The sequence below is a fragment of the Bradyrhizobium sp. UFLA05-108 genome, from assembly GCF_059803455.1.
Genome location: NZ_JBANAZ010000054.1, coordinates 12501 through 33540 on the forward strand (window position 1 = coordinate 12501; position 21040 = coordinate 33540).

19 protein-coding genes are annotated in these 21040 nt (G+C 60.8%); 10 read left to right on the forward strand and 9 right to left on the reverse strand.

The window, feature by feature from the left end:
- The 9 genes from SO140_RS31850 to pseF are packed head-to-tail and all read left to right on the forward strand — an operon-like array spanning nt 1 to nt 8733.
- Nucleotides 1–1920, forward strand: a complete 1920-nt coding sequence (locus tag SO140_RS31850; RefSeq protein WP_449379057.1) for an N-acetylneuraminate synthase family protein — start codon at nt 1–3, stop codon at nt 1918–1920.
- On the forward strand, nt 1920–2609 hold the full coding sequence (locus SO140_RS31855) for an acylneuraminate cytidylyltransferase family protein (protein WP_449379056.1): 690 nt from the start codon (nt 1920–1922) through the stop codon (nt 2607–2609). The genes SO140_RS31850 and SO140_RS31855 overlap by 1 nt, the downstream gene beginning before the upstream one ends.
- Nucleotides 2602–3363: an SDR family oxidoreductase gene (locus tag SO140_RS31860; RefSeq protein ID WP_449379055.1), complete on the forward strand. Its 762-nt coding sequence runs from the start codon at nt 2602–2604 to the stop codon at nt 3361–3363. Before SO140_RS31855 ends, SO140_RS31860 begins: the two co-directional genes overlap by 8 nt.
- Nucleotides 3360–4208, forward strand: a complete 849-nt coding sequence (locus SO140_RS31865) for a sugar phosphate isomerase/epimerase family protein (protein ID WP_449379054.1) — start codon at nt 3360–3362, stop codon at nt 4206–4208. Before SO140_RS31860 ends, SO140_RS31865 begins: the two co-directional genes overlap by 4 nt.
- Nucleotides 4205–4966 (forward strand): SDR family NAD(P)-dependent oxidoreductase, encoded by a 762-nt coding sequence (locus SO140_RS31870; RefSeq protein ID WP_449379053.1) that lies wholly within the window; start codon nt 4205–4207, stop codon nt 4964–4966. The genes SO140_RS31865 and SO140_RS31870 overlap by 4 nt, the downstream gene beginning before the upstream one ends.
- A 14-nt stretch (nt 4967–4980) precedes the next feature.
- Nucleotides 4981–5820: an SDR family oxidoreductase gene (locus tag SO140_RS31875; RefSeq protein WP_449379052.1), complete on the forward strand. Its 840-nt coding sequence runs from the start codon at nt 4981–4983 to the stop codon at nt 5818–5820.
- Nucleotides 5821–5870: 50 nt separating this feature from the next.
- Nucleotides 5871–6872, forward strand: a complete 1002-nt coding sequence (gene pseB / locus SO140_RS31880) for a UDP-N-acetylglucosamine 4,6-dehydratase (inverting) (RefSeq protein WP_449379051.1) — start codon at nt 5871–5873, stop codon at nt 6870–6872.
- The gene (gene pseC, locus SO140_RS31885) at nt 6869–8047 is read left to right on the forward strand and encodes a UDP-4-amino-4,6-dideoxy-N-acetyl-beta-L-altrosamine transaminase (protein WP_449379050.1); all 1179 of its coding nucleotides are present in this window, start codon (nt 6869–6871) and stop codon (nt 8045–8047) included. Before pseB ends, pseC begins: the two co-directional genes overlap by 4 nt.
- Complete coding sequence (pseF, locus tag SO140_RS31890; protein WP_449379049.1) at nt 8044–8733, forward strand: pseudaminic acid cytidylyltransferase; 690 nt, start codon at nt 8044–8046, stop codon at nt 8731–8733. Before pseC ends, pseF begins: the two co-directional genes overlap by 4 nt.
- A 115-nt stretch (nt 8734–8848) precedes the next feature.
- Here pseF and SO140_RS31895 read toward each other — a convergent pair whose 3' ends face one another.
- The gene (locus SO140_RS31895) at nt 8849–10060 is read right to left on the reverse strand and encodes an HAD-IIIA family hydrolase (RefSeq protein WP_474800823.1); all 1212 of its coding nucleotides are present in this window, start codon (nt 10058–10060) and stop codon (nt 8849–8851) included.
- A 135-nt stretch (nt 10061–10195) separates the two neighbouring features.
- Between SO140_RS31895 and SO140_RS31900 the strand changes: the two genes are divergently transcribed.
- The gene (locus SO140_RS31900; protein WP_449379048.1) at nt 10196–12586 is read left to right on the forward strand and encodes a hypothetical protein; all 2391 of its coding nucleotides are present in this window, start codon (nt 10196–10198) and stop codon (nt 12584–12586) included.
- A 137-nt stretch (nt 12587–12723) separates the two neighbouring features.
- Here SO140_RS31900 and SO140_RS31905 read toward each other — a convergent pair whose 3' ends face one another.
- The 8 genes from SO140_RS31905 to SO140_RS31940 form a co-directional block, all read right to left on the reverse strand.
- Nucleotides 12724–13470: a hypothetical protein gene (locus SO140_RS31905; RefSeq protein WP_449379047.1), complete on the reverse strand. Its 747-nt coding sequence runs from the start codon at nt 13468–13470 to the stop codon at nt 12724–12726.
- A gap of 187 nt (nt 13471–13657) precedes the next feature.
- Nucleotides 13658–14398, reverse strand: a complete 741-nt coding sequence (locus tag SO140_RS31910) for a hypothetical protein (RefSeq protein WP_449379046.1) — start codon at nt 14396–14398, stop codon at nt 13658–13660.
- A gap of 140 nt (nt 14399–14538) precedes the next feature.
- Nucleotides 14539–15426: a class I SAM-dependent methyltransferase gene (locus SO140_RS31915; protein WP_449379045.1), complete on the reverse strand. Its 888-nt coding sequence runs from the start codon at nt 15424–15426 to the stop codon at nt 14539–14541.
- 34 nt (nt 15427–15460) lie between these two features.
- The gene (locus SO140_RS31920; RefSeq protein ID WP_449379044.1) at nt 15461–16345 is read right to left on the reverse strand and encodes a 2OG-Fe(II) oxygenase family protein; all 885 of its coding nucleotides are present in this window, start codon (nt 16343–16345) and stop codon (nt 15461–15463) included.
- Nucleotides 16346–16466: 121 nt separating this feature from the next.
- Nucleotides 16467–17975: a lipopolysaccharide biosynthesis protein gene (locus tag SO140_RS31925; RefSeq protein ID WP_449379043.1), complete on the reverse strand. Its 1509-nt coding sequence runs from the start codon at nt 17973–17975 to the stop codon at nt 16467–16469.
- 3 nt (nt 17976–17978) lie between these two features.
- Nucleotides 17979–19382 (reverse strand): surface carbohydrate biosynthesis protein, encoded by a 1404-nt coding sequence (locus SO140_RS31930; protein WP_449379042.1) that lies wholly within the window; start codon nt 19380–19382, stop codon nt 17979–17981.
- Complete coding sequence (gene pseI / locus SO140_RS31935) at nt 19375–20484, reverse strand: pseudaminic acid synthase (protein WP_449379041.1); 1110 nt, start codon at nt 20482–20484, stop codon at nt 19375–19377. The genes SO140_RS31930 and pseI overlap by 8 nt, the downstream gene beginning before the upstream one ends.
- Nucleotides 20477–21019: a GNAT family N-acetyltransferase gene (locus SO140_RS31940; protein ID WP_498543565.1), complete on the reverse strand. Its 543-nt coding sequence runs from the start codon at nt 21017–21019 to the stop codon at nt 20477–20479. Before SO140_RS31940 ends, pseI begins: the two co-directional genes overlap by 8 nt.
- Between the last annotated feature and the right edge of the window lie 21 nt (nt 21020–21040).

Here is a 21040-nt window from a genome sequence, read left to right on the forward strand (position 1 = left end):
ATGACTTCGCCCCATAAGACCGCCCCGATCCGCATCGGCAAACGCCTCGTCGGCGATGGCGAGCCCTGTTATGTGATCGCCGAGATCGGCAACAACCACAACGGCGATTTCGACCGTGCCATCGCGCTGGTCGATGCTGCGGTCGCGGCCGGCGCAGATTGCGCCAAGTTCCAGATGCGCAAGCTCGACGAGGTCTACCGCGCCTCCTCGCTGTCGGGAAAGGACGACGACCTCGCCGTCGAATACACGCTCGACCTGCTCCGCCGGTTCGAGTTGACGACGGAGCAGCAAAAGAAGATCGCCGACTACTGCGCCTCGAAGGGCATTCAATATCTCTGCACGCCCTGGGACGCCAAGAGCGTGGCCGTGCTCGAAGGTTTTGGCGTTGCGGCCTACAAGGTCGCCTCCGCCGACCTCACCAACCTTCCGCTGCTCGCGAAACTGATCGCGACCGGCAAGACGCTGATCGTCTCGACCGGCATGAGCACGACGGACGAGATCAAGACCGCGGCAAAATTCCTCGACGAGCGCAAGGCGAGCTATGTGCTCCTGCATTGCCAGAGCACCTATCCGGCGGCGCTGCACAACATCCATCTGCGCTTTATGGAGACGCTGCGCGAAATCCATCCGATCGTGGGCTACTCCGGGCATGAACGCGGCACAGCGGTGTCGACGGCAGCGGTGGCACTCGGCGCCATCGTGATCGAGCGCCACATCACCCTCGACCGCGAGATGGAAGGCCCGGACCATGCTGCAAGCCTCGAGCCGGAGGAATTCAAGGCGCTCGTCGCCGGCATCCGCGAGGTGGAAGCGGCGCGCGGCGAAAAGCTCGCCGAGCGCGCCCTGAGCCAGGGTGAATTGATCAACCGCGAGAATCTCGCCAAAAGCCTCGTAGCCGCGCGCGACATCGCGCCTGGCACCGTCATTTCCGACGATGATATTGCCGTGAAGAGCCCGGGCCAGGGTCTGTCGCCGCTGAAAATGCCCGCGCTGATCGGCAAGGTTCTCAAGCGGAAGATGGCAGCAGACGATTATTTCTTTCAGAGCGACCTCGACGAGGGCGCCGCGAAAGCGCGGCGCTACCGCTTCGACCGCCCGTGGGGTGTCCCGGTGCGCTATCACGACACCGAGCGCTTCCTCGAAATCTGCGAGCCTGACATCATCGAGTTCCACCTCAGCTATAGCGACATGGAGCGCGATCCGGCGGCCTACCTGTCCGGCACCTACGATCTCGGCTTCGTCGTGCACGCGCCGGAGCTGTTCGCCGGCTCCAAGCTGATGGATCTGGCGACGCCCGACGAGACGCTGCGGCGCTACTCGCTCGAGCAGACACAGGCGGTGATCGACATCACCCGCAACCTGAAGAAATTCTTCCCGAAGACGAAGCGCCCGCCAATCGTCGCCAATATCGGCGGCTTCACGATGGACGAGCCGCTGCCGCCAGAAGAGAAGGCCGAACGCTACCGCATCTTTGCGCAGAGCCTGAAGGAGCTGGACATGGAGGGTGTCGAGCTGACGCCGCAGACCATGGCGCCCTTCCCCTGGCATTTCGGCGGACAGCGGCACCAGAACATTTTCATCTTCCCGGAAGAGTCCGCCGCATTCTGCGCCAAACATGATCTGCGGATGTGCGTCGACATCTCCCACACGAAGCTCGCCGCCAATCATTTCGGCTTCGACTTTGCGCAAGGCCTGGCGCAGCTCGGCCCGCACACCGCGCATCTGCATTTCGGCGACGCCAAGGGACTGGACGGCGAAGGTCTCCAGGTCGGCGAAGGCGAAATCGACTTCAACGAGATCGGAAAAGTGCTGCGCGAGCACGCGCCTACCGCTTCTTTCATTCCCGAGATCTGGCAGGGCCACAAAAACATGGGCGAAGGCTTCTGGACGGCGCTCGAGCGGCTCGAGGGGCACATCTGATGGCGCGCAAGACGCTGGCCGTGATCGCCGCGCGTGGCGGCTCCAAGGGTATTCCGCACAAGAACCTGCTCGATCTCTGCGGCAAGCCGCTGATCGCCTGGACAGTCGAACAGGCGCGCGCGGCCCGCGGCGTCGACGTGGTGGCAGTGTCCTCCGACAGCGACCAGATCCTCGCCGCGGCCGAAGCCGCAGGCGCCGTCGGCGTGCGCCGCCCGGACGACATCTCCGGCGATCTCGCCTCGTCCGAATCCGCCTGGCTGCACGCGCTCAATGCGATTGACGAGCGGGCGGGCCGCTTCGAGCGCATCGTCGCGCTCCAGGCAACCTCTCCGATCCGCGAGCCTCGAGATATCGAACAGGCGCTCGATACCTTCGAGCGGGAAAATCTCGACAGCCTGCTCTCGGTCTGCGAGGTCGAGGACTATTTCAACTGGCGGATCGGCACGGGCGGACCGGAGCCGATCAACTACGACTTCCGCAACCGCCGTATGCGGCAGCAGATCGAGAAGCGCTATCTCGAAAACGGCTCGTTCTACGTCCTGATCCCGTCGCTCCTGCGCGAGCAGAACAACCGCCTGGGCGGCAAGATCGGCTTTCACGTGATGGAGCGTCACAAGATGTTCCAGATCGACCGCCCCGAGGACGTCAAGCTCTGCGCCGCGATCATCCAGGCTTACGGCTATGCCTGACCTCAGCGCCTTCTCGCTTGCCGACAAGATTGCGGTCGTCGCCGGCGCATCGCGCGGCATCGGGGCCGCGATCGCGGCTGGCTTGAAGGATGCCGGCGCCGACGTCTTCGGGCTCAGCCGTTCCGGCACCGCGCCGCAGGGCGTGACGGCAATCGCTTGCGATCTCTCGGACGATGCCGCGATCGCGCACGCGTTCGGCATTGTCGGCGCGCAGCACCGACGACTCGACGTGCTGGTTAACGCGGCCGGCATCAGCCTTCCCGCCCAAAGCGCCGAGAGCGAGCTCGCCCGCTTCCGCGCGACGGTTGCAACCGATCTTACCGGCGTCTATGCGACCATTCTCGCAGCCCATCCGCTGATGAAGGCGTCGGGTGGCTCGATCATCAACGTCACCAGCATCAATTCGGTGCGCGGTTTCCCGGGGAATCCCGGCTATGTCGCGGCAAAAGCTGGCCTTGCCGGGCTGACGCGCGCGCTTGCGGCCGACTACGCTGCCGACGGCATCCGCGTCAATGCGCTGGCGCCCGGCTACGTCGCGACGGAGATGACCGCAAAGAGCTTCGCCGATCCGGCCATGCATGAAGACCGTCGCCGCCACACCATTCTCGGGCGCTGGGGCCAACCCGCCGATATGGTCGGCGCGGCGGTATTTCTGGCCTCGCAGGCGTCTGCCTATGTGACCGGCCAGGAGATCTTCGTCGACGGCGGCTGGACTGCCAAAGGCCTCGCTATCAGCCCGGACAGGACAACGTGACCGCAACGCTCGAACGCATCGGCTTCATGCAAGGCAGGCTGTCGACGCTGGTCGACGGCAAGATCCAGGCATTTCCCTGGGACGAATGGCGCGAGGAATTTTCACGCGCGAAAGCTCTCGGCTTGACGCGAATGGAATGGACCATCGACCAGGAGCGGTTACGCGAAAATCCGCTGATGACCGAAAAAGGTCAGAACGAGATCATCGCATTGTCGCGCGAGAATGGCCTGCGCATCCCGAGCCTGACCGGAGACTGCTTCATGCAGGCGCCGTTCTGGAAGGTCGATGCCGTGGTGCGCGACGTGCTTGTCGCCGACCTCGACCTCCTGCTCGCCGCCTGCAGCCGGCTCGGCATCGAATTCGTGGTGATCCCGCTGGTCGACAACGGCAAGATCGAGCGCGAGAGCGAGAGCGATACGCTCAAGCGGGTGCTGCTTGCCCGCCGCGAGGCGCTCGCACGGCAGAACGTCAAGATCGTCTTCGAATCCGATTTGCCGCCGCGCGAGCTCGCCCGGTTCATGGAGGCCTTTCCGGCCGAAATGTTCGGCGTCAACTACGACAGCGGCAACAGCGCCTCGCTCGGATATGACAGCGACGAGGAGATCGCTGCCTATGCGCCGCGCATTCTCAATGTGCACGTGAAGGATCGCATTCGCGGCGGCACTACGGTGCCGCTCGGCACCGGCAACGCGGACCTCGCCAAGACGATCCGGCTGATCGAGCGTGCCGGCTACAAGGGTCAGTATATCCTGCAAACCGCACGCGCCGCCGACGGCGACCACGCCGGAGCGCTTGCTAGATATCGCGACATGACGATCGGCTGGATCGAGGACGCCGCGCGATGAAGCTCGAGCTGAACGATCGTGTCGCGCTCGTCACCGGCGCCAGCCGGGGGATCGGGCTTGCGATCGCGACGACGCTCGCGTCCGAAGGCGCAAAAGTCGCGCTTGCCGCACGCGGGGCGGACGCGCTGCATGCGGCGCGCGCGACGATCGCCGGCAGCACGTCAATTCATGTGGCCGACGTCGCCGACCCTGCCGCCGCGCGTGCGCTGGTGCACGATGTCGAACGGCAATGGGGCCAAATCGACATCCTCATTTGCAACGTCGGCAATGGCGCTTCCGTCCCACCCGGCCAGGAAACGGCGTCGGAATGGTCGCGGGTGATGGACCTCAATCTGTTCGCCACGACGAACATGATCGAAGCAGCGCGCCCCTCGATGGCGCGCGGCAGCGGCGACCGCGCCATCATCTGCATCTCCTCGATCGCCGGCATGGCCGCGATCGGTGCACCCGTCACCTATTACGCCGCAAAGGCAGCATTGAACGCGACGGTTCGTGGGCTTTCGCGGCCGCTCGCGCTTGAAGGCATCCGCATCAACGCCGTGGCGCCCGGCAACATTCTGGCAGCCGACGGCACCTGGGCTCGCAGGATTGCAGAGAACAAGCAGGCGGTCGACGACATGCTCCAACGCGAGGTGGCGCTGCGCCGACTCGGCAGACCCGAGGAGATCGCAGACCTCGTCGCCTTCCTCGCCTCGCCGCGCGCCGCATTCATCACGGGCAGCGTGATGGTGGTCGATGGCGGCCAGTTGCGGAGTTGAACAGGAGCATTTTCATGGCAAGCCCCTCCTCCCGCTACGACTTGACCGGACGGACGGCGCTCGTGACTGGCGCCGGTGGACTGCTGGGCAAGCAGCATGTCGCAGCGCTTGCCGAGGCCGGCGCGCGCGTCGTCGTCACAGACGTCAGCGTGACACAGGCTGAAGCCGCCATCGCGGCTCTGAAGCAGAACCTGCCCAAAGCCGATCTGATTGCGGGCGAGATCAACGTGACGTCGCACGACTCGGTGCGCGCCGCACACGAACAGATTGCGAGCCGCGGTATCACCGTCGACATCCTCGTCAACAACGCCGCAATCGATCCCAAGGTGACGTCGGCGCCCGGCGTAATGCATTCCTCGCGCTTCGAAGCGTTCCCGGTGCCGCAATGGCAGACGGAGATCGCCGTCGGCCTCACCGGCGCAATGCTGTGCGCCCAGGTGTTCGGCGGCGAGATGGCCAGGCTCGGCCGCGGCGTGATCCTCAACATCGCCTCCGATCTCGGCGTGATTGCGCCGGACCAGCGGCTCTATCGCCAGCCGGGCGTCACGCGCGAGGAGGAACAGCCGGTCAAGCCCGTGACCTATTCGGTAATCAAGCACGGCCTGATCGGGTTGACGAAATACCTTGCGACCTACTGGGCCGACCACGGCGTCCGCGTCAACGCGATCTCGCCCGGCGGCGTCTTCAACAACCAGGATCCCGCTTTCGTCGAGCGGCTCACGCGTCTGATCCCGATGGGCCGCATGGCCGACGTCGACGAATACCGTGCAGCGGTGCAGTTCCTCTGCTCGGACGCATCGAGCTACATGACCGGACAGAACCTGGTGATGGACGGCGGCAGGAGCGTGTGGTAACCAGCCCCATTCCCATTTCATTCAAACGACGATCCGGCGCGGAAACGAGCATGTTCAACGATAAGTCCATTCTGATCACCGGCGGCACGGGATCGTTCGGAAAGAAGTTTGTCGGCTGCCTCCTGAAAAACTTCAAGCCGCGTCGCGTCGTGGTCTATTCGCGCGACGAGCTGAAGCAATATGAGATGCAGCAGGACTTCAATCAGCCTGCGATGCGCTACTTCATCGGCGACGTGCGCGACGGCGAGCGCCTGCGCGCGGCCATGAAGGGTATCGACTTCGTGGTGCACGCAGCCGCGCTAAAGCAGGTACCGGCCGCCGAATACAATCCCATGGAGTGCATCAAGACCAACGTCCACGGGGCAGAAAACGTCATCCAGGCCGCGCTTGATGCGGACATCGACAAGGTCATCGCGTTGTCCACCGACAAGGCGGCACAGCCGATCAACCTCTACGGCGCGACCAAGCTCGCCTCCGACAAGCTGTTCATCGCGGCCAACAACATGGCGGGCGGCCATCGCACCGCGTTCAGCGTGGTCCGCTATGGCAATGTCGTCGGCTCGCGCGGTTCGATCGTGCCGTTGTTCAACAAGATGATCGCCGAGGGCGCCGATCATCTGCCGATCACAGATCCGCGTATGACGCGGTTCTGGATCTCGCTGCAGCAGGGCGTCGACTTCGTGATCAAGAGCTTCGAGCGCATGTCCGGCGGCGAGATCTTCGTTCCGATGATACCTTCGGTGCGTATTCCCGATCTCGCGGCAGCAATGGCTCCGACGCTGCCGACCAGGGTGATCGGCATCCGGCCGGGCGAGAAGCTCCACGAAGTCATGTGCCCGACCGACGATTCGCATTTGACGCTCAAATTCCGCGATCACTTCGTGATCAAACCGACGATCAAGTTCTATCGTCGCGACGTCGACTACCTCACGAACCAGATCGGCGAGCGAGGCGAAGCGGTGTCTGACGGCTTCGAGTACAATTCCGGAAGGAACGACCACTTTCTCGACGTGGCCGAGATCAGAGAATTCAACAAAATTGCGGTCCAATGATCCCGTATGGTCGCCAGGATATTTCCGCTGAGGACATCGACGCGGTCAAGGACGTCCTGCAATCGGACTGGCTGACCCAGGGGCAGGCCGGCCCCCGGTTCGAACAGGCGCTCGCCAGGTACTGCGGCGCGGCCAACGCGGTCGCGGTGTCGAATGCGACCGCCGCGCTTCATATCGCCTGTCTCGCGCTTGATCTGGGTCCCGGCGACATTCTGTGGACCGTGCCGAACACCTTCGTGGCGTCGGCCAATTGCGCGCTCTACTGCGGCGCGAGCGTCGACTTCGTCGACATCGATCCGCGCACCTACAACATGAGCGTCGCGGCATTGCGTGAGAAGCTCGAGCGCGCGAGCGCGCAGGGCCGGCTGCCGAAGGTCGTGATCCCCGTGCATTTCGCCGGACAATCCTGCGAGATGACCGAGATCCGCGCCCTGTCGGATCGCTACGGCTTTCGCATCATTGAGGACGCCTCTCACGCGGTCGGCGGCGACTATCGCGGGCAGAAGGTCGGCTCCGGTCATCTCAGCGACATCGTGGTTTTCAGCTTCCACCCAGTCAAGATCATTACGACCGGCGAAGGCGGCATGGCGCTGACCAATGAGCCGAAGCTTGCCGAACGCCTTTCCTACCTGCGCACCCACGGCATCGTCCGTCCCGTACAGACCGATCCGGTCGACGAGCGACGCTCCAACGAGGACCGCTTTGGTCCCTGGATCTACGAACAGGTCGAGCTCGGCCTGAACTACCGCATGACCGACATCCAGGCTGCGCTCGGCGCCAGCCAGCTCGGCCGGCTCGACGCCTTTGTCGCGCGCCGGCGGGAGCTGGCGGCGCGCTACGACGCGCTGCTTGCGAAGCTGCCGGTGATCTGCCCGTGGCAACACCCGGACACGAATTCGGCCTGGCACCTCTACGTGATCCGACTGCGGCGGAACGAGATCAAGCTCAGCCGGCGGCAGGTCTTCGAGGCGTTGCGCGCCGCGGGCATCGGCGTCAACGTGCACTATATCCCGGTGCACACTCAGCCCTATTATCAACGCCTCGGCTTCAGCGTCGGCATGTTCCCTGAGGCCGAGAGCTACTACCAGGACGCCATCACGCTGCCGCTGTTCTCGAAGATGACGGATGCCCAGCAGGATACCGTCGTCGCAGCGCTTGCGAAGATCCTCGCGTGAAGATCGCCGTCATCCCAGCGCGCGGCGGAAGCAAGCGGATTCCCCGCAAGAACATCCGGCCGTTCTGCGGCAAACCGATCATCGCCTATTCGATCGAAGCGGCGCGCGACAGCAGCCTCTTCGACGAGATCATCGTGTCCACGGATGATGATGAGATCGCCGCCGTGGCCCGTCAATTCGGCGCGGCGACGCCGTTTGTCCGGCCGAAGGAGATTTCGGACGATCACACCGGGACCAACGCCGTTGTCAAACATGCCATCGCCTGGCTCACCGAACGCGGTGACGACATCAGCCACGCCTGCTGCATTTACGCCACCGCGCCGCTGATCCAGCCGCGATATCTGCGGCAGGCCCACGACGCCCTCACGGGCTCGGATGCCGCCTTCGCATTTTCAGTCACGAGCTACGCGTTTCCGATCCAGCGAGCCGTGCGCATCACGGCGTCCGGTCGAGTCGATCCCTTCTATCCCGAACACCGCCTGACGCGTTCGCAAGACCTGCAGCCGGCCTATCACGACGCAGGCCAGTTCTACTGGGGCACCGCTGCGGCATTTCTCGAAGCCGTGCCGGTGTTCTCGGATCGATCCATCGGAGTTGTCCTGCCACGGCACCTCGTCCAGGACATCGACACTATCGAGGACTGGGAGCAGGCCGAATACATGTTCCGCGCGATCAGCCGGAGTTAGAGCCTGATCCGGAACAGTGCGAAGCGGTTTTCTCTCGCGACAAACGCGGAACGCGTTTGCGTGGAGATCATGGCTCGAACAACAACCTAAAGCGCGACGACGATTCGTCCTGATCTCATCGCGCTTTAGATCCGGACTCGAGCAGCGGGCGAAGGAACGCGACCAAGTCACCCTCTTTATAGAGGTGACCCGGTATCCCTGCAGCGATGGCCGCTTCGAGATCGCGACCATTGTCGCCAACGAGCAGGCTTCCTTCGACCCGGACAGGCCATGCCTTCATGCAGTCGAGAATCATGCCCGGCGCCGGCTTGCGCCGGTCGCTGAGGCGACGATATGCCTCGACCGTGCCGTCCTCGTGGAACGGACAATATTGGTAGTCGTCGACATGTGCACCTACCGCGGCGAGTTCGCCGGTCATCCAGGCGTGCAGCCGGTGGACATCGTCGATGCCGTAGTAGCCGCGCGCGACTCCTGACTGATTGGTGACAACAAAGGCGTAGTAGCCGAGATCGTTGCAGAGTTTGATCGCCTCGCGCGCACCACTGACCCACTCGAAGTCTTCGATCCGGTGTACATAGGCCTTGTCGACGTTCAGCACGCCGTCGCGGTCGAAGAAAACTGCGGGCCGCTTCAGCCTGCAGGGTAATTCTTCCTGTGCGCGCTCAAAATCGGTGGGAATGCCGATATCGATGAAGAAGCCGTCATACGGAAACGCCTCTATCTGTCCCTTCGCGACCAGCTGCGGAAATACGCTCTGTTCCAGCGAGCATGGAATTTCCTCAATCAGGGAGATGACGCTTCGATCGAGGCAATAGATGCCTGCGTTAATCGCCCCGCCTGGCTGCGAGCCAGCTGCGAGGAACTTCACGACTTTTCGGCCATCCAGTACAAGCCTGCCGTAGCGATCTCCGGGCTGATCACGCTTCAGCGCCATATGAACCAGCGCAGACGAACCTTCCGCCTGCCGGGCGAGATCGAGCAGGTTGAAGTCGAAAAACGAATCGCCGTTCAGAAGGAAAAACTGCTCCCGCAACCTCGACGAGGCATATTTCAACGCCCCGGCGGTTCCGGATGGCACAGGTTCGCACAAGACCGAAATGGACGCACCTCGCCGCTTCCGACCGTCATAAGCTCCCACCACCTGTTGCGCTCGATATCCCGCCAGCAGAAGGATCTCTTCAATGCTTGGATAGCGGGCCAACTCATCCAGGATATGGTCGAGAAACGGCTTCCCGGCGATCTCAAGCATCGGCTTGGGCAACGACCGAGTTTTTTCTCCGAGGCGAGATCCGAGCCCGCCCACCAGAACGACAGCTTGCTTTGGCACTAGCTCTTTTCCGACCCCAGATACGGACGAAACATTAGATGGCTACTAACTCACTGGTTGTGCAAGAAACAAGAGAGATATCAAGCTTGCTTCTTTGGCGTAGTCATGCATGTTCGCGCATGTGCCCAAAGCACGATGACTGGTCATTCCTGGAACTTCCGCACTAATCCGATCATCGAGTTGAACGTGATCTCAATTCTGGTCTCCCCGCTTTTTTATCTGATTCCCCTGGGCACCATGCTTTGCCTTCTCCGTGGCATGCTGGGCAAACTACCACTTTCCCTCGTATTGGCCAGCGCATGCTGTGCCGGTTTTGTCGTGTTGACCATTTTGCTGCAGTACGCCGAAGCACTTGGTATCCTGCGCGGAAGCTTTCGCGGCTTGTGCTTGCTCGTCATGGTCGCAACGGCCTTGGGTCTGTGGTTGCTGATACGACACAAAGCGAACTGGCACATTGCCTCCCCAGCCCTCCTGATTTCGATCAGCACCGTTCTGATCGTTTATCTCTATACATACTTTGTTCTGTATCACTACCCGACCGGCGACCTGTTCCAGGACGTGCATTCCATGAAGGGAGCCGAAGAGCTCGGGCGGTTCGGCATTCTCAGTCCATACGTCACCGATTCGTACATTCCGATTAAACAAGCGATTGCCGGAATACTCGTCAGGACCTTTGGCTTCGATCAACTCGTCGGATACTGGGCACTCGGGCCCTCGACGATGCTCTTCAAGCTCGTTGTGGTATTTGCAGCGTCTTCGATCGTGTCCAGCCCTCACCACCGTGCCGTCGTTTTCGTCATCGTCTCTGCCGTGGTGGTAAATGGTGAGTTCAGCAACGGGATTCTCTGCTTTTTTTCCAGCTTGCTGCTGATGACGACTACCAACAAGTGGATGCAGCGCGCAGCGGGAACCACTGAGATCAGAAACTCGTCGCTGCTGCTCCTAGCTCTGGTGGCGGCCGAATTGTTCTTGGCGTTCCGATGGACGCATCTGGCTCAGACCTACTTCCTGATCGCCGTCGCTGGCGCGTCGCAGATTCCCTTTGTTCAGTTATCATTCGAGATGTCCCCTCCAGGCGGCACCGTGACTCTCCGCAAGAGCGTCGATCCGGTCTTGTTGCTTATCTTGCTGATGACCGGCTCGATGTTGCCGATGCACCGTTCGAGCATCATCTTGATCCCGATTGCAATGGGTGTCGGCTGGGCGCTTGCCGTGCCGATACCCCTCGTACTACGGCGATACCTGATAGTGCCGGGAGTGATACTTCCCCTGTGCAGCTTAGTCCCGGTAGGCATGGCCGTGGCACAGCTGCTCAATATTCCGACTTTCTCGAATCTATCCGACCCGATCGTTTCATGGACCGCACTGATCCTGGGCAGCAACCCTGGTGATGACTTTGAACTCGGAACGGGCCTTCGAAATGCGCTCGTGGAATGGACCAGGACGATCGGACTGAACCTTGCGCTCCTGCTCGCCGCGACGTTCCTGTACACGACCCTGAGCCGATCGGGACGGTCTCTTTGGCAAGACCAGAGATTTTCGGTATCCTGGATTATCGGCTGGTCTCTGACGCTATTGATCCTTGTCGGCACCCCGTTCGCATATCGCGCCTCCTTTTACGTGGTGCTGCTGTTCTCGGTGTCCCTATCAATCGCGCTGCTCCAGATATGGAAATCCGTGCGGAGCGCGCTTCCGTTCGCCACGATTGTGGTCCTGCTCACCTCGGGCACCTATCTTCTAGCCGCGCACACGCTGGCGCTTTATCGACCATACCTTGAATTCGTATGGCCGATCACGATCATGTTCTCGCTGCTCGCCGTGATGGCCATCTCCGCATTCTTTTGCTCGGGCAGGATGGAATACGTTTTACTGGCTACCCTGGCGGCGTTCGCCCTATCTCTGGATCGCGTTGGCTCGAAATTCGTTTCACTGCCGCACTCTTATGGACGGCCGACCTCTCAAGTTCACGTAGTTGCTCACTACACCGAAGACGACCTGGCGGTCGCACAAGCTTTACGCAGCTTTCAACCCGACACAGCCGTTATCTCGGACTTGTATACGATGTCGATCGTACGTGCCCGTACCGGAATTGGCGGCATCGTTCCATTCTCCAACCTTGACACTATCGCCACGGACAAGAGAGAGCTGCTTCAGCAGGCAATTGGGGCGGCGCGAAGAGCGGACAGGATGGGCTACTGTAAGGCCGTGAGGCAGCTGGTCGACGGCGGCGCTTCTGAATATTGGTACACGATCCGCAGGATCAACAACTTCAAAAGCGACTACGACAAGCCGAGTGAAATTCGCACTCTCTTTGTGTTCTCCTCCAAGACGGCTGACTGGGCGACAACTATCGATGGGGAGCGGACAAGTTATTTCCCCAATACGCTACCTCTTGGGGAGGAGCAGATCGCGTCCATTGCTGAATTGGGACCGATCGTTGCCAACAGCAGCGGAAAGACGATCGCAAGTTTCATCACCTGTCCCGCGGTTGAAGAGTCGTCACGCGATCCGCTCTTGACCCCTTAACGCGCGATGAGATTAGGATGAATCGTCATCGCGCTGTGGGTTATCGTTTGAGCGTGATCTCCGCGCAAACGCGTTCCGCGCTTGTCGCGAGGGAAAAGCGCTTCACACTTTTCGGGATCATGCTTTGGTGAGCGATATCAGTGCTGCATGATACCCGTCAGGTTCATGTGCGCGGGCCGAGAGTGTTCGATCCCGAGCAGCGTTCGGCGATTGTCGGTGGATCGATGAAGATGCAGACTCGCCAGCGTAACGCCCAGGCACGTCGTAACCGTTGTGCCTCGACCGCCGAAGGGTTTTAGGAAGTCGAATACCTTGCTGCCGAAGATGTCCACGACTGACATTTCGCGCGCTCCGAGTGGCGGAATTCGACCGAAATCACCTTCAAGGCGCTCGCCGTCGTCGCGGATCAACACCGACGTCGGATGCGCTTCGTGCGCATACTCGGGATCCGAGGAGTGATTGATCAGCATCACGCTGCTGACGCACTCGCCGTTGGCAATCACCTTCGGATTGATGCCCGTGAAACCGACATGGCTCTTCAATCGTCCCTCGTTCAGCGGACGTGCGAACGCGCCGGTGCGATAGATCGCAACATTGTCCAGGTCGACATAGGTCATCGAGAAGCTGCCCGGCGACGAGCGGAAGGCATCCATCCGCCCGCGATTCATCACCGCCACGACGAGATAATCTTTCGGCGGCAAGCCTAGCTGCTTTATGATGTCCGTGAGGTTGACCTCAAACGAACTTCCTGGCCCGAAGCTCGCCGAAACCTCCCGAGTGGCAAGATAGTCACCATTGCGCGTGAGGACAAGAAGCTTGAAGCGAAGCTTGTTACTAAACCCCGATAACATCAGGCTGGTCAGCTCGGGACCGAGATCCTTCACGCCTTCCCAGAAGTTCTTCTTCAGGACGCCTGCAACCAGACTTTTGGCATATTTGACATCAAGGGCTCGAAACCACACGGGGATCGAGAGCCCAAGTCTACACTCCAGGCCATCGAAGGTCGGCAGGAGGAATCTTGGCTCATGCGGCTTCCACGGAGTGCTCGGAAATCGGCTCACGGTCACGCCCTCAAAAATGGTGCAGGCTGAATTTGCCGTTAGCAAACTGATAGTAGCTGAACGGGCTGGCGAGGTTGTTGCCCGTGAATTCGAGAGCAAAGCACTCGGCTCCGCCGACTAGCTGCTTCGCATTCGGGAAGAGCTCAAGCGTGCCTATCCGAAGAGCTCCCATTGAAGGGATCGCCGGCAGCGCACGCTCCCCGAGGATCGAGCCGTCCAGCGAACGTAATCTCGCATGGCCGTGTGTCGTTCCCTCCCGCGAAAGGCAGCAATTCAAAAGAATTGCGCCACTCTCATCCATGAACCGCGAGAGATAGGTTTGCGACCACTCGGGCATGTGGAAAGCTTTTCCCGAAACCGCCTCACGCTCATGCGACAACGTGATCGCACCGTGGCGCGAGTAGTACTGTCCATAATATCCGGTGGTCACCCTCTTCCCGGGCCGCACCTCTGCTCCGTGCTTCGGTAGCAAAGTCATTGCAACAGTTCCGGAAACGTTCGGGCAAAGCGTCGAAGTCCGCAGCTGCAACTGGTCGTTGAAGTCGAGGTCTTTGCGAAAATAGTTCGCCTGCTTGCCGGCTCCGTCAAAGAACCAAACATGAACTTCGGCGTCGGGTCTATCCTTTAGGAAGATCGAGAAATAGTTGAATGCGCACACTTCGGTTTCGACAATGTCATCATTGCGCAAGTACAGAACGGCGGGTGGGTAACCCCGCGCGACGGCATCCTCGATCTTCAATTCGCCAGACATGCGACCCTCTCACTCCCCATCGGGGCTTCAGCGCCGAGCACACCGTGGTTCACCGGCCGAGCTTTACGCAGTAGGTCGGCCAAAATCAACCGGATTGCGGCCGGCTTCTGCGCTCGGAGAAGGCGCCAGCAGCCGGACATTTAGCGCGCGCCAACGAGGTTTTCGAGCGGCTCCCAAACGTAGAGAAGTCCATCGTTGTGCAGTGTCGGCGCAAAATTCATCCGCTCTCGCGCAATGACGCGAATGCGGCCCTTCGCATCCAACTCATCGAGTAATCCGAACAGACGAGTCTGATAATCCATCGAACGGATGTACACTCGGCTCGCAATATCGCGCGGATCGAGGCGGTTCAGCATACTCGTCGCCGGCTCGATGTTGATGACCCGGCGCGGTCGCGCCCGAATGATGTTCTCGAGAACGGCATCCACGGCGTAGGGAATCTGCTCGATGCAGAAATAGGTCAAAAGCGTTTCGTCGTGGAGTTCGGCGAAATGCGGATCCTCTGCATTGGTCAGATCTATGCGATCGAAGCTGACGCGATCGGCGACCTTGAAATGACTTGCAATCTGCCGACCGGCCTCAATCGCATTGGGTGCGATGTCGAGCCCCCGCAACTTGACCCAGTGTGGGTCACGGCTAAGACAGAATAGGTTGTATCCAAATCCGGCACCGAGTTCGACCAGTGAAACCGCGTCGCTGGCGTGCCGAGATACCAGTTCGGCTAGCGCTCCAAGGCGGTACCGATAGTAGTCGCTGGTCGAGAGTCTAACAATGCCGCCGTCGACTTTGGCAAGGCGCTCGGTGTGGTTGTGGCCGACCAGAAAATCTTCCGCCGTTCTCTCTCGCAACCAAGCTTTTTCGGCGAGGACTCGCCCCCACTGCCCGACATTGTATTCGGAATCGACGACGTCGTGTGTACGCTTGATGTTCTTGAATAGGATCCTATTGAGGCTGCGCGCGGTGTCGATCGCGTACGCCGCCGATAGGTCTAGCCAGGATACCGGCTTCGTGGCGGGCTTTGCTGTCACCGAACTTCCTTCCGAAACCTGACGCCGACGTGGCTCAAAGACCCATCACGAGCTTTTGCAGCTCTGTGGTGTTGGGCGTCGCCAGGAAAGGCCGCTGCTTGGTGCCGGGGAACATCCGTGGGAAGGACAAGAACGTCGCCGTGTAAAGTAGGCGCCCGTGCCCCGGCCCCATCCGGCTTCCCATATGCAGGCATCTGGTCGTCTCGACCATGAACGCGCAAAGCCTTGGAGCCTTCATCACCTTCACGTCGCTGCGCAACACCTTCGCGAACACTCGCTCATCCGAAAAGTGGCTTTCACGGAGCGGGTATCCGAACTTTTCCGTAGCCTGCCGGGGCAGGAAGGTGAACGGACCATCGGCATCCTCGTTGACGTCCGTGAGGTAGACGAACAGCTTAATGACCCTTACGTCATCGTGGTCCCGGTGCCACAACTGCGATGACGCAAGCGCGTCTTCGGTGTAGCGGGAGTAGGACAATAGTACGTAGTCGAGCCAGGGGATCTCACCCAACGCCGCTGCAACAATATTGATGACGGACTTTTGCAGCGCGTACTGAACAAAGATGTTGTCGGCACTAAGTTTGCCGTTCTCCATCTCCGCATCAAGTAGCCGCACCCAGAACTTCTTCCAAGTCGAAGTCTGCTTGCCCTCTGCAACATCGACATTGGCCAGCTTCGCCCGACCAGTCTCCTCGAACTTCTGCTGAATTGCGGGGTCTATGACCTCGGTGACGACGGCATAGCCGTCGCGGTTCAGCGCGTCGGCCTTGGATTTTTCTACCGCGGTTGGTTGCAGAAGCTCAGCCCGCCGTCGCCGGTCGCGCTTGTCGCTGAGGTGCCAGGTATTGACGCCTGTCTTTACAGCCCAGCGGAGAGGCGATCGATTCACATGCCAAAGCGCTCTGGAAACAAATCCCATTTTGCTACCCAATTGAATGCCAGTCCGCAGCCGCCCATCCTGGTGCGCTGCCCGCTCTTAGCAAAGGCGTCCGGCTGTAGCAACCCGAAGCTGCGGGAACCTAGCACGCACAGTTCTCGATCTACCGCTGCGTTACTGTCCGTGCGAACCGGCCGAACATCGCGCGGTCGGTCGGCGAGAGGATCAACGCGGCACTCAACGTCCACGCGGCAATACAACCCAGCGATCCGACAACCACAAGAGCAGTCAACGTATCAGGATGCCAGTACATCTTGGAGCTGAGCACCAGGATACACAGCATGAGTGCTACCACTATCTGCCGAGCGACCTGTTCCCAGAACAATGCCGGAGACAACTCCATGAAGGTCAGTTGGAGATGCGCAAGAATGGGGGCAAATACCACGTAGGATACTGCCCATCCGAGCACGAAAGCCCGCTCGCGCAACAACAGAAGCAAGACGCCGGTGATGACGTACTGCGTTACGACCTGGAAGTACAACAATCGGGTGCTGATGCGGAGAAAGTCGGACCTTACCATCAACGCCGTTTGCCCGGGCCCCAGCATCACGGTGGTGGCGGGCACGGCCAAAGAGATCGCAAGCCAGAGCCACTCATCCGAGTACTGGGCACCGATCCATAGCCGCAATATGTCCCGCGAGAACAGGGCAACCACGACCAAGACGGGGATGATGATCGCGGCCGGAAGCACAAGGCCATTGCGCGCCAGCATTTGGCCCCGACGAACATCGGTCCGCTCCTCGATGTGAGCGGCAATGGGAAGGATGGCTGAATACAGCGGGCTCATCGTTGTCTTGAGAAATCGGGGTAGCCGGGTGAGCACGTCGAACGTACCTACTCCGACAGGACCATAGAGCGCCCCGACCGCGAGAGGCATCAGCGTCTGCTGCGCCGCAGCGGCGATCCGGCTGTTGAACATAAGCCAGCTCCGGTACAGAACGTCATCACGGCTCGAGCGGCTCCACCAGGAAAATCGGAGGCCGACGTCGCGCGTGAGCAGATATGTCGCGACCGCGAGTATGATGTATTTGGCCAGAACCGTTGCCAGGAACGAATAGACGAGCCATTCGTAGGGAGCATGTTGCCAGACGCAGACATAGATCGAGGCAACATAGAGAATGCTCCCCCCGACCTCGGTCAGCCGCAGCCAGGCATATTGCTCAAATCCCTTCAGCGCTCCCTCCGCGACGAGGCCAACGAAGGCCACGGGCACCACGATCGAGGTCAGCTTGAGGGCCATGACGAATCCCCCAAGATGCTCAGGCGCAACCCTGAAGAGAACGGCAAGCCCGTCCGCGACGAACCAGAGGACAACCGCCGAAGCAATCCCGGTTGTGCCCGCAATCAGGGTGACAATCGTGAATTTTTCACTCGCAACTTTCCAGTCGCCAATTCGCCCTCTAGCCACCATTTGGGTGGTTGTTTCGGATACCCCAAAATCGATCATCGCCAGGAAGCCGATTGGCAGAAAGCCGCGGAGCAAGACCGTCAGTCCCAGGATCGTCACCCCGTACGACTTCACGATCAACCCGACCGCGAACAGGCCCAGCACACCGGCAAGGGCGTAAGCGACGGCCGAAATGGCCGTATTGTGCAGGAACCGTCGCAGCACAGATCAGCTCACTGGAGCAAGTTCGAGGCTTGCACCGCTCATCATCCTCGCCCTTGTCGATTTTACCGTGGCGACCTGTGCGACAAACCGCCGAGCATCGCCTGAAGCTGAATCGAGGCGCAGCAAAATGGTATTTACGAGCTCAGACGAAAACGTCTTGCCGAGGCGCCGGCGCTGCTCGTCCTTGCTGCCATAACTGCGCCGAACGGCTGCGCTGAGCCGATAGCCCAGCGCGCCCCGGATCGCGCCGGCCGCCATCCCCCTCGCCGACGGGCGCGGAGTCAGTCCTCTCGATCCGTTGCCCTTTCCCCGAGCATTGGCGATCGTTTGCAAGACTGCGTCGGAGACGCGCCCTGAGCTCACGCCATCCACGGAAGTGAAGAGATCCCTGATGATCTTGCTCCGAAATTCAACCGTATGAGCAGCGGGTGGCTGTAGCCCGCCGTTCAGCGCCCCGCGAACCAGATCGGCAAGCTCGGCGCTGGACGCGGCCGGCCGGCTCACCATGGTTGCGGCGTCAAGCCGCAGTGCCGGCGTATTGAACCATTCCATGCTGAGTGGCTCGACGCGCAGCATGGTCGCTTCGATCGCAGTCGAACAATTCTGATGAATGAGCAGGCGCGCCCCACTGATCCATTCTAGCGATGTCCCACTCTGAATGACGTCTGCGTTCGGTAACTCGGCGAACGCGTCGTAGGCATGGATGTTCTCGAACGGATGCGGCCGAAGGACAAATCGCTGATCCGCAAATATGCGCGCCAGCTCGATCGAAGTTTCAAGCGCCTGCCGATAGGCCTCGCGGGCATCGATGATGAACTGACGGGCAAACTCACGTGAGAAACCGGCCTGCACCATCGATTGCTCCTCGTCCGAGGAGTTGTTGGAGAAGCGCGGATTGACGACAGGGAAATTGGTGTTGATCAGCACGTAGCCAGGCGCAACCGATGGCTTCGAAAGCGCAGAACGCCAAGGCGGTGCGCAGAAGTCATACCGGGGACACCCCGTAGCAAACAGCAACGTATCGGGAACGGCGGCCTGCCGGAGAAATGCGGCGCGCTGCGCCTCGCCCCAAACGCAATAGAGATCCACAAGATCGGGGCAGCCCGCGCTCTTCACCATGCTCGCGAACTGGTCCGCATCCTTGCCGCCAATTCCCTCCGTATCCAGGACGCCAACCAGGATTCCGGCACGCTTGTAAGACTTGATCAGGTCGGCATTGTTGGGACGGGTGTAGTTCACCAGCACGAGATCCGGCCGCAGGGCCGGAACGTCGAATCCCTGCTCGTACATGGGCACCAGCGTGACGCGCGCGCCGCGCGTTGCCAGTTGCCGGCCCAGGAGCACCAACCCTTCGAGGTCACGAAGCGGGTTGTCGACGATCAGGCAGATATGCGGCCGGTCAGCCACGGGCGCTCCTCGCTGTATCCTGCGGTGCGGAGGCAGCATCGTCTGCGGAGGACAACAGGTCCCAGCTCATGGGGGTTCCGCGGCGGACGTCCCGTCCGACACGCTTGCCAATGAGGGTCTCGAAATATTTCGGCGACAGGCCGAGACCAGGCCGGACGATGCGCAAATTGCTTTCGGTAAGGACGTCGCCGGCCGCCAGATCCTCAGCCACGTAAAGCGAGCGCCGGAAGACCGACGATCTGCGCTCCTTCTCGGTCAAGCCGTAGTGCACTTGTCCCAGCGCCATCCACGCCCGCTCCGTCTCTATCACCAGCGCCGCCATTTCGGGCGGCTCCATGGAGAAGGTCGAATCCACGCCGCCATCGGCGCGCGCCAGCGTGAAGTGCTTCTCGATCACGGTCGCGCCCAACGCGACGCTTGCCACGGAGGCTCCGATCCCGAACGTATGATCCGACAGTCCGACCTCGCAACCGAACAGCGCGCGCATGTGGGGGATCGTCAGGAGATTCGTGTCAGATGGCGTCGCAGGGTAGGTGCTTGTGCATTTCAGCAAGACGAGTTGCCTGCAGCCGGCCTCCCTCGCCGCCCGCACCGTCTCGTCGATGTCGGCCACGGTCGCCATGCCCGTGGAGACGATCATGGGCTTGCCGGTCGCCGCAACCTTGCGAATAAGCGGCAGATCGGTGTTTTCGAAGGACGCAATCTTGTAGCAGGGAACGTCGAGGCTCTCGAGAAAATCAACGGCGGTGGCATCGAATGGCGTCGAGAACGGAATCATGCCCAACGACCGGGCCCGCTCGAATATGGGGGCATGCCACTCCCAGGGCGTATAGGCCTCCTGATAGAGGTTGTGCAGCGACCGGCCCTTCCAGAGGCTGCCGGGATCATCGATGAAGAACTCGTCTCGCGCGAGGTCGAGCGTCATCGTATCCGCCGTATAGGTCTGCAGCTTGAGCGCGTGAGCCCCGGACTGGGCCGCTGCATCGACGATCGCCAGCGCCCGCTCCAGAGACTGATTGTGATTGCCGGACATCTCCGCGATGACGAACGGTCGATGTGCCTGCCCGATCGAGCGGCCCGCAATTGTTATGCCCTCAGTCATCGATCGATCCTTGTCCTGTCAAATCCCGTTCGTCATCCAGTATCATGACCTCTAGATCGGCCTTTTGTGCAACCCTGATGGACGCGGCGTTGCGGGCATAGATTTGGGCGCGCAGGCGACCGAATCGCGATCGGACCTCGCTCAACATGATCCCCGCAATTCCCTGGCCTCGACGGTCAGGGGCGACTGTGTAGGACACGTCCTGGTCGTCTATCCTGAACGTAGCGACCGGCTCTCCGCCCATCTCAAAAACGAAGAGGTTGGGCTGGTCCAGCCTCAGCCGTCTATCGAGCCACGCAACATGATCGTCCCAACCTACCAGCTCTCTCGACTTGGACATCCGGCGCGTCGAATCGTTGTTCCTCCACTCGTAGAGGAGCTGAGCATCACTCATCGTTGCTGATCGTATTCGGAAGCGATCCGACATCCGGAAACTGCACAGTTTGCCCTTCCCCCGGCGTATCCTGAGGAACGCGGAGCCTTTAGCACAAAAAGACCTCAAGCCAGCAAGGGAACTCCGCCTCTTTTCGCGCATGCGGGTGCCCCGCACCAGCCG

Bases quoted from the DNA above. Each gene is read 5' to 3' on its own strand.
- SO140_RS31940 (WP_498543565.1), bottom strand. From the start codon at position 21,019: ATGCGCGAAAAGAGGCGGAGTTCCCTTGCTGGCTTGAGGTCTTTTTGT.
- SO140_RS31870 (WP_449379053.1), top strand. From the start codon at position 4,205: ATGAAGCTCGAGCTGAACGATCGTGTCGCGCTCGTCACCGGCGCCAGC.
- pseB (WP_449379051.1), top strand. From the start codon at position 5,871: ATGTTCAACGATAAGTCCATTCTGATCACCGGCGGCACGGGATCGTTC.
- SO140_RS31920 (WP_449379044.1), bottom strand. From the start codon at position 16,345: ATGGGATTTGTTTCCAGAGCGCTTTGGCATGTGAATCGATCGCCTCTC.
- SO140_RS31910 (WP_449379046.1), bottom strand. From the start codon at position 14,398: ATGTCTGGCGAATTGAAGATCGAGGATGCCGTCGCGCGGGGTTACCCA.
- SO140_RS31875 (WP_449379052.1), top strand. From the start codon at position 4,981: ATGGCAAGCCCCTCCTCCCGCTACGACTTGACCGGACGGACGGCGCTC.
- SO140_RS31855 (WP_449379056.1), top strand. From the start codon at position 1,920: ATGGCGCGCAAGACGCTGGCCGTGATCGCCGCGCGTGGCGGCTCCAAG.
- pseC (WP_449379050.1), top strand. From the start codon at position 6,869: ATGATCCCGTATGGTCGCCAGGATATTTCCGCTGAGGACATCGACGCG.
- pseI (WP_449379041.1), bottom strand. From the start codon at position 20,484: ATGACTGAGGGCATAACAATTGCGGGCCGCTCGATCGGGCAGGCACAT.
- SO140_RS31850 (WP_449379057.1), top strand. From the start codon at position 1: ATGACTTCGCCCCATAAGACCGCCCCGATCCGCATCGGCAAACGCCTC.
- SO140_RS31860 (WP_449379055.1), top strand. From the start codon at position 2,602: ATGCCTGACCTCAGCGCCTTCTCGCTTGCCGACAAGATTGCGGTCGTC.
- SO140_RS31900 (WP_449379048.1), top strand. From the start codon at position 10,196: ATGACTGGTCATTCCTGGAACTTCCGCACTAATCCGATCATCGAGTTG.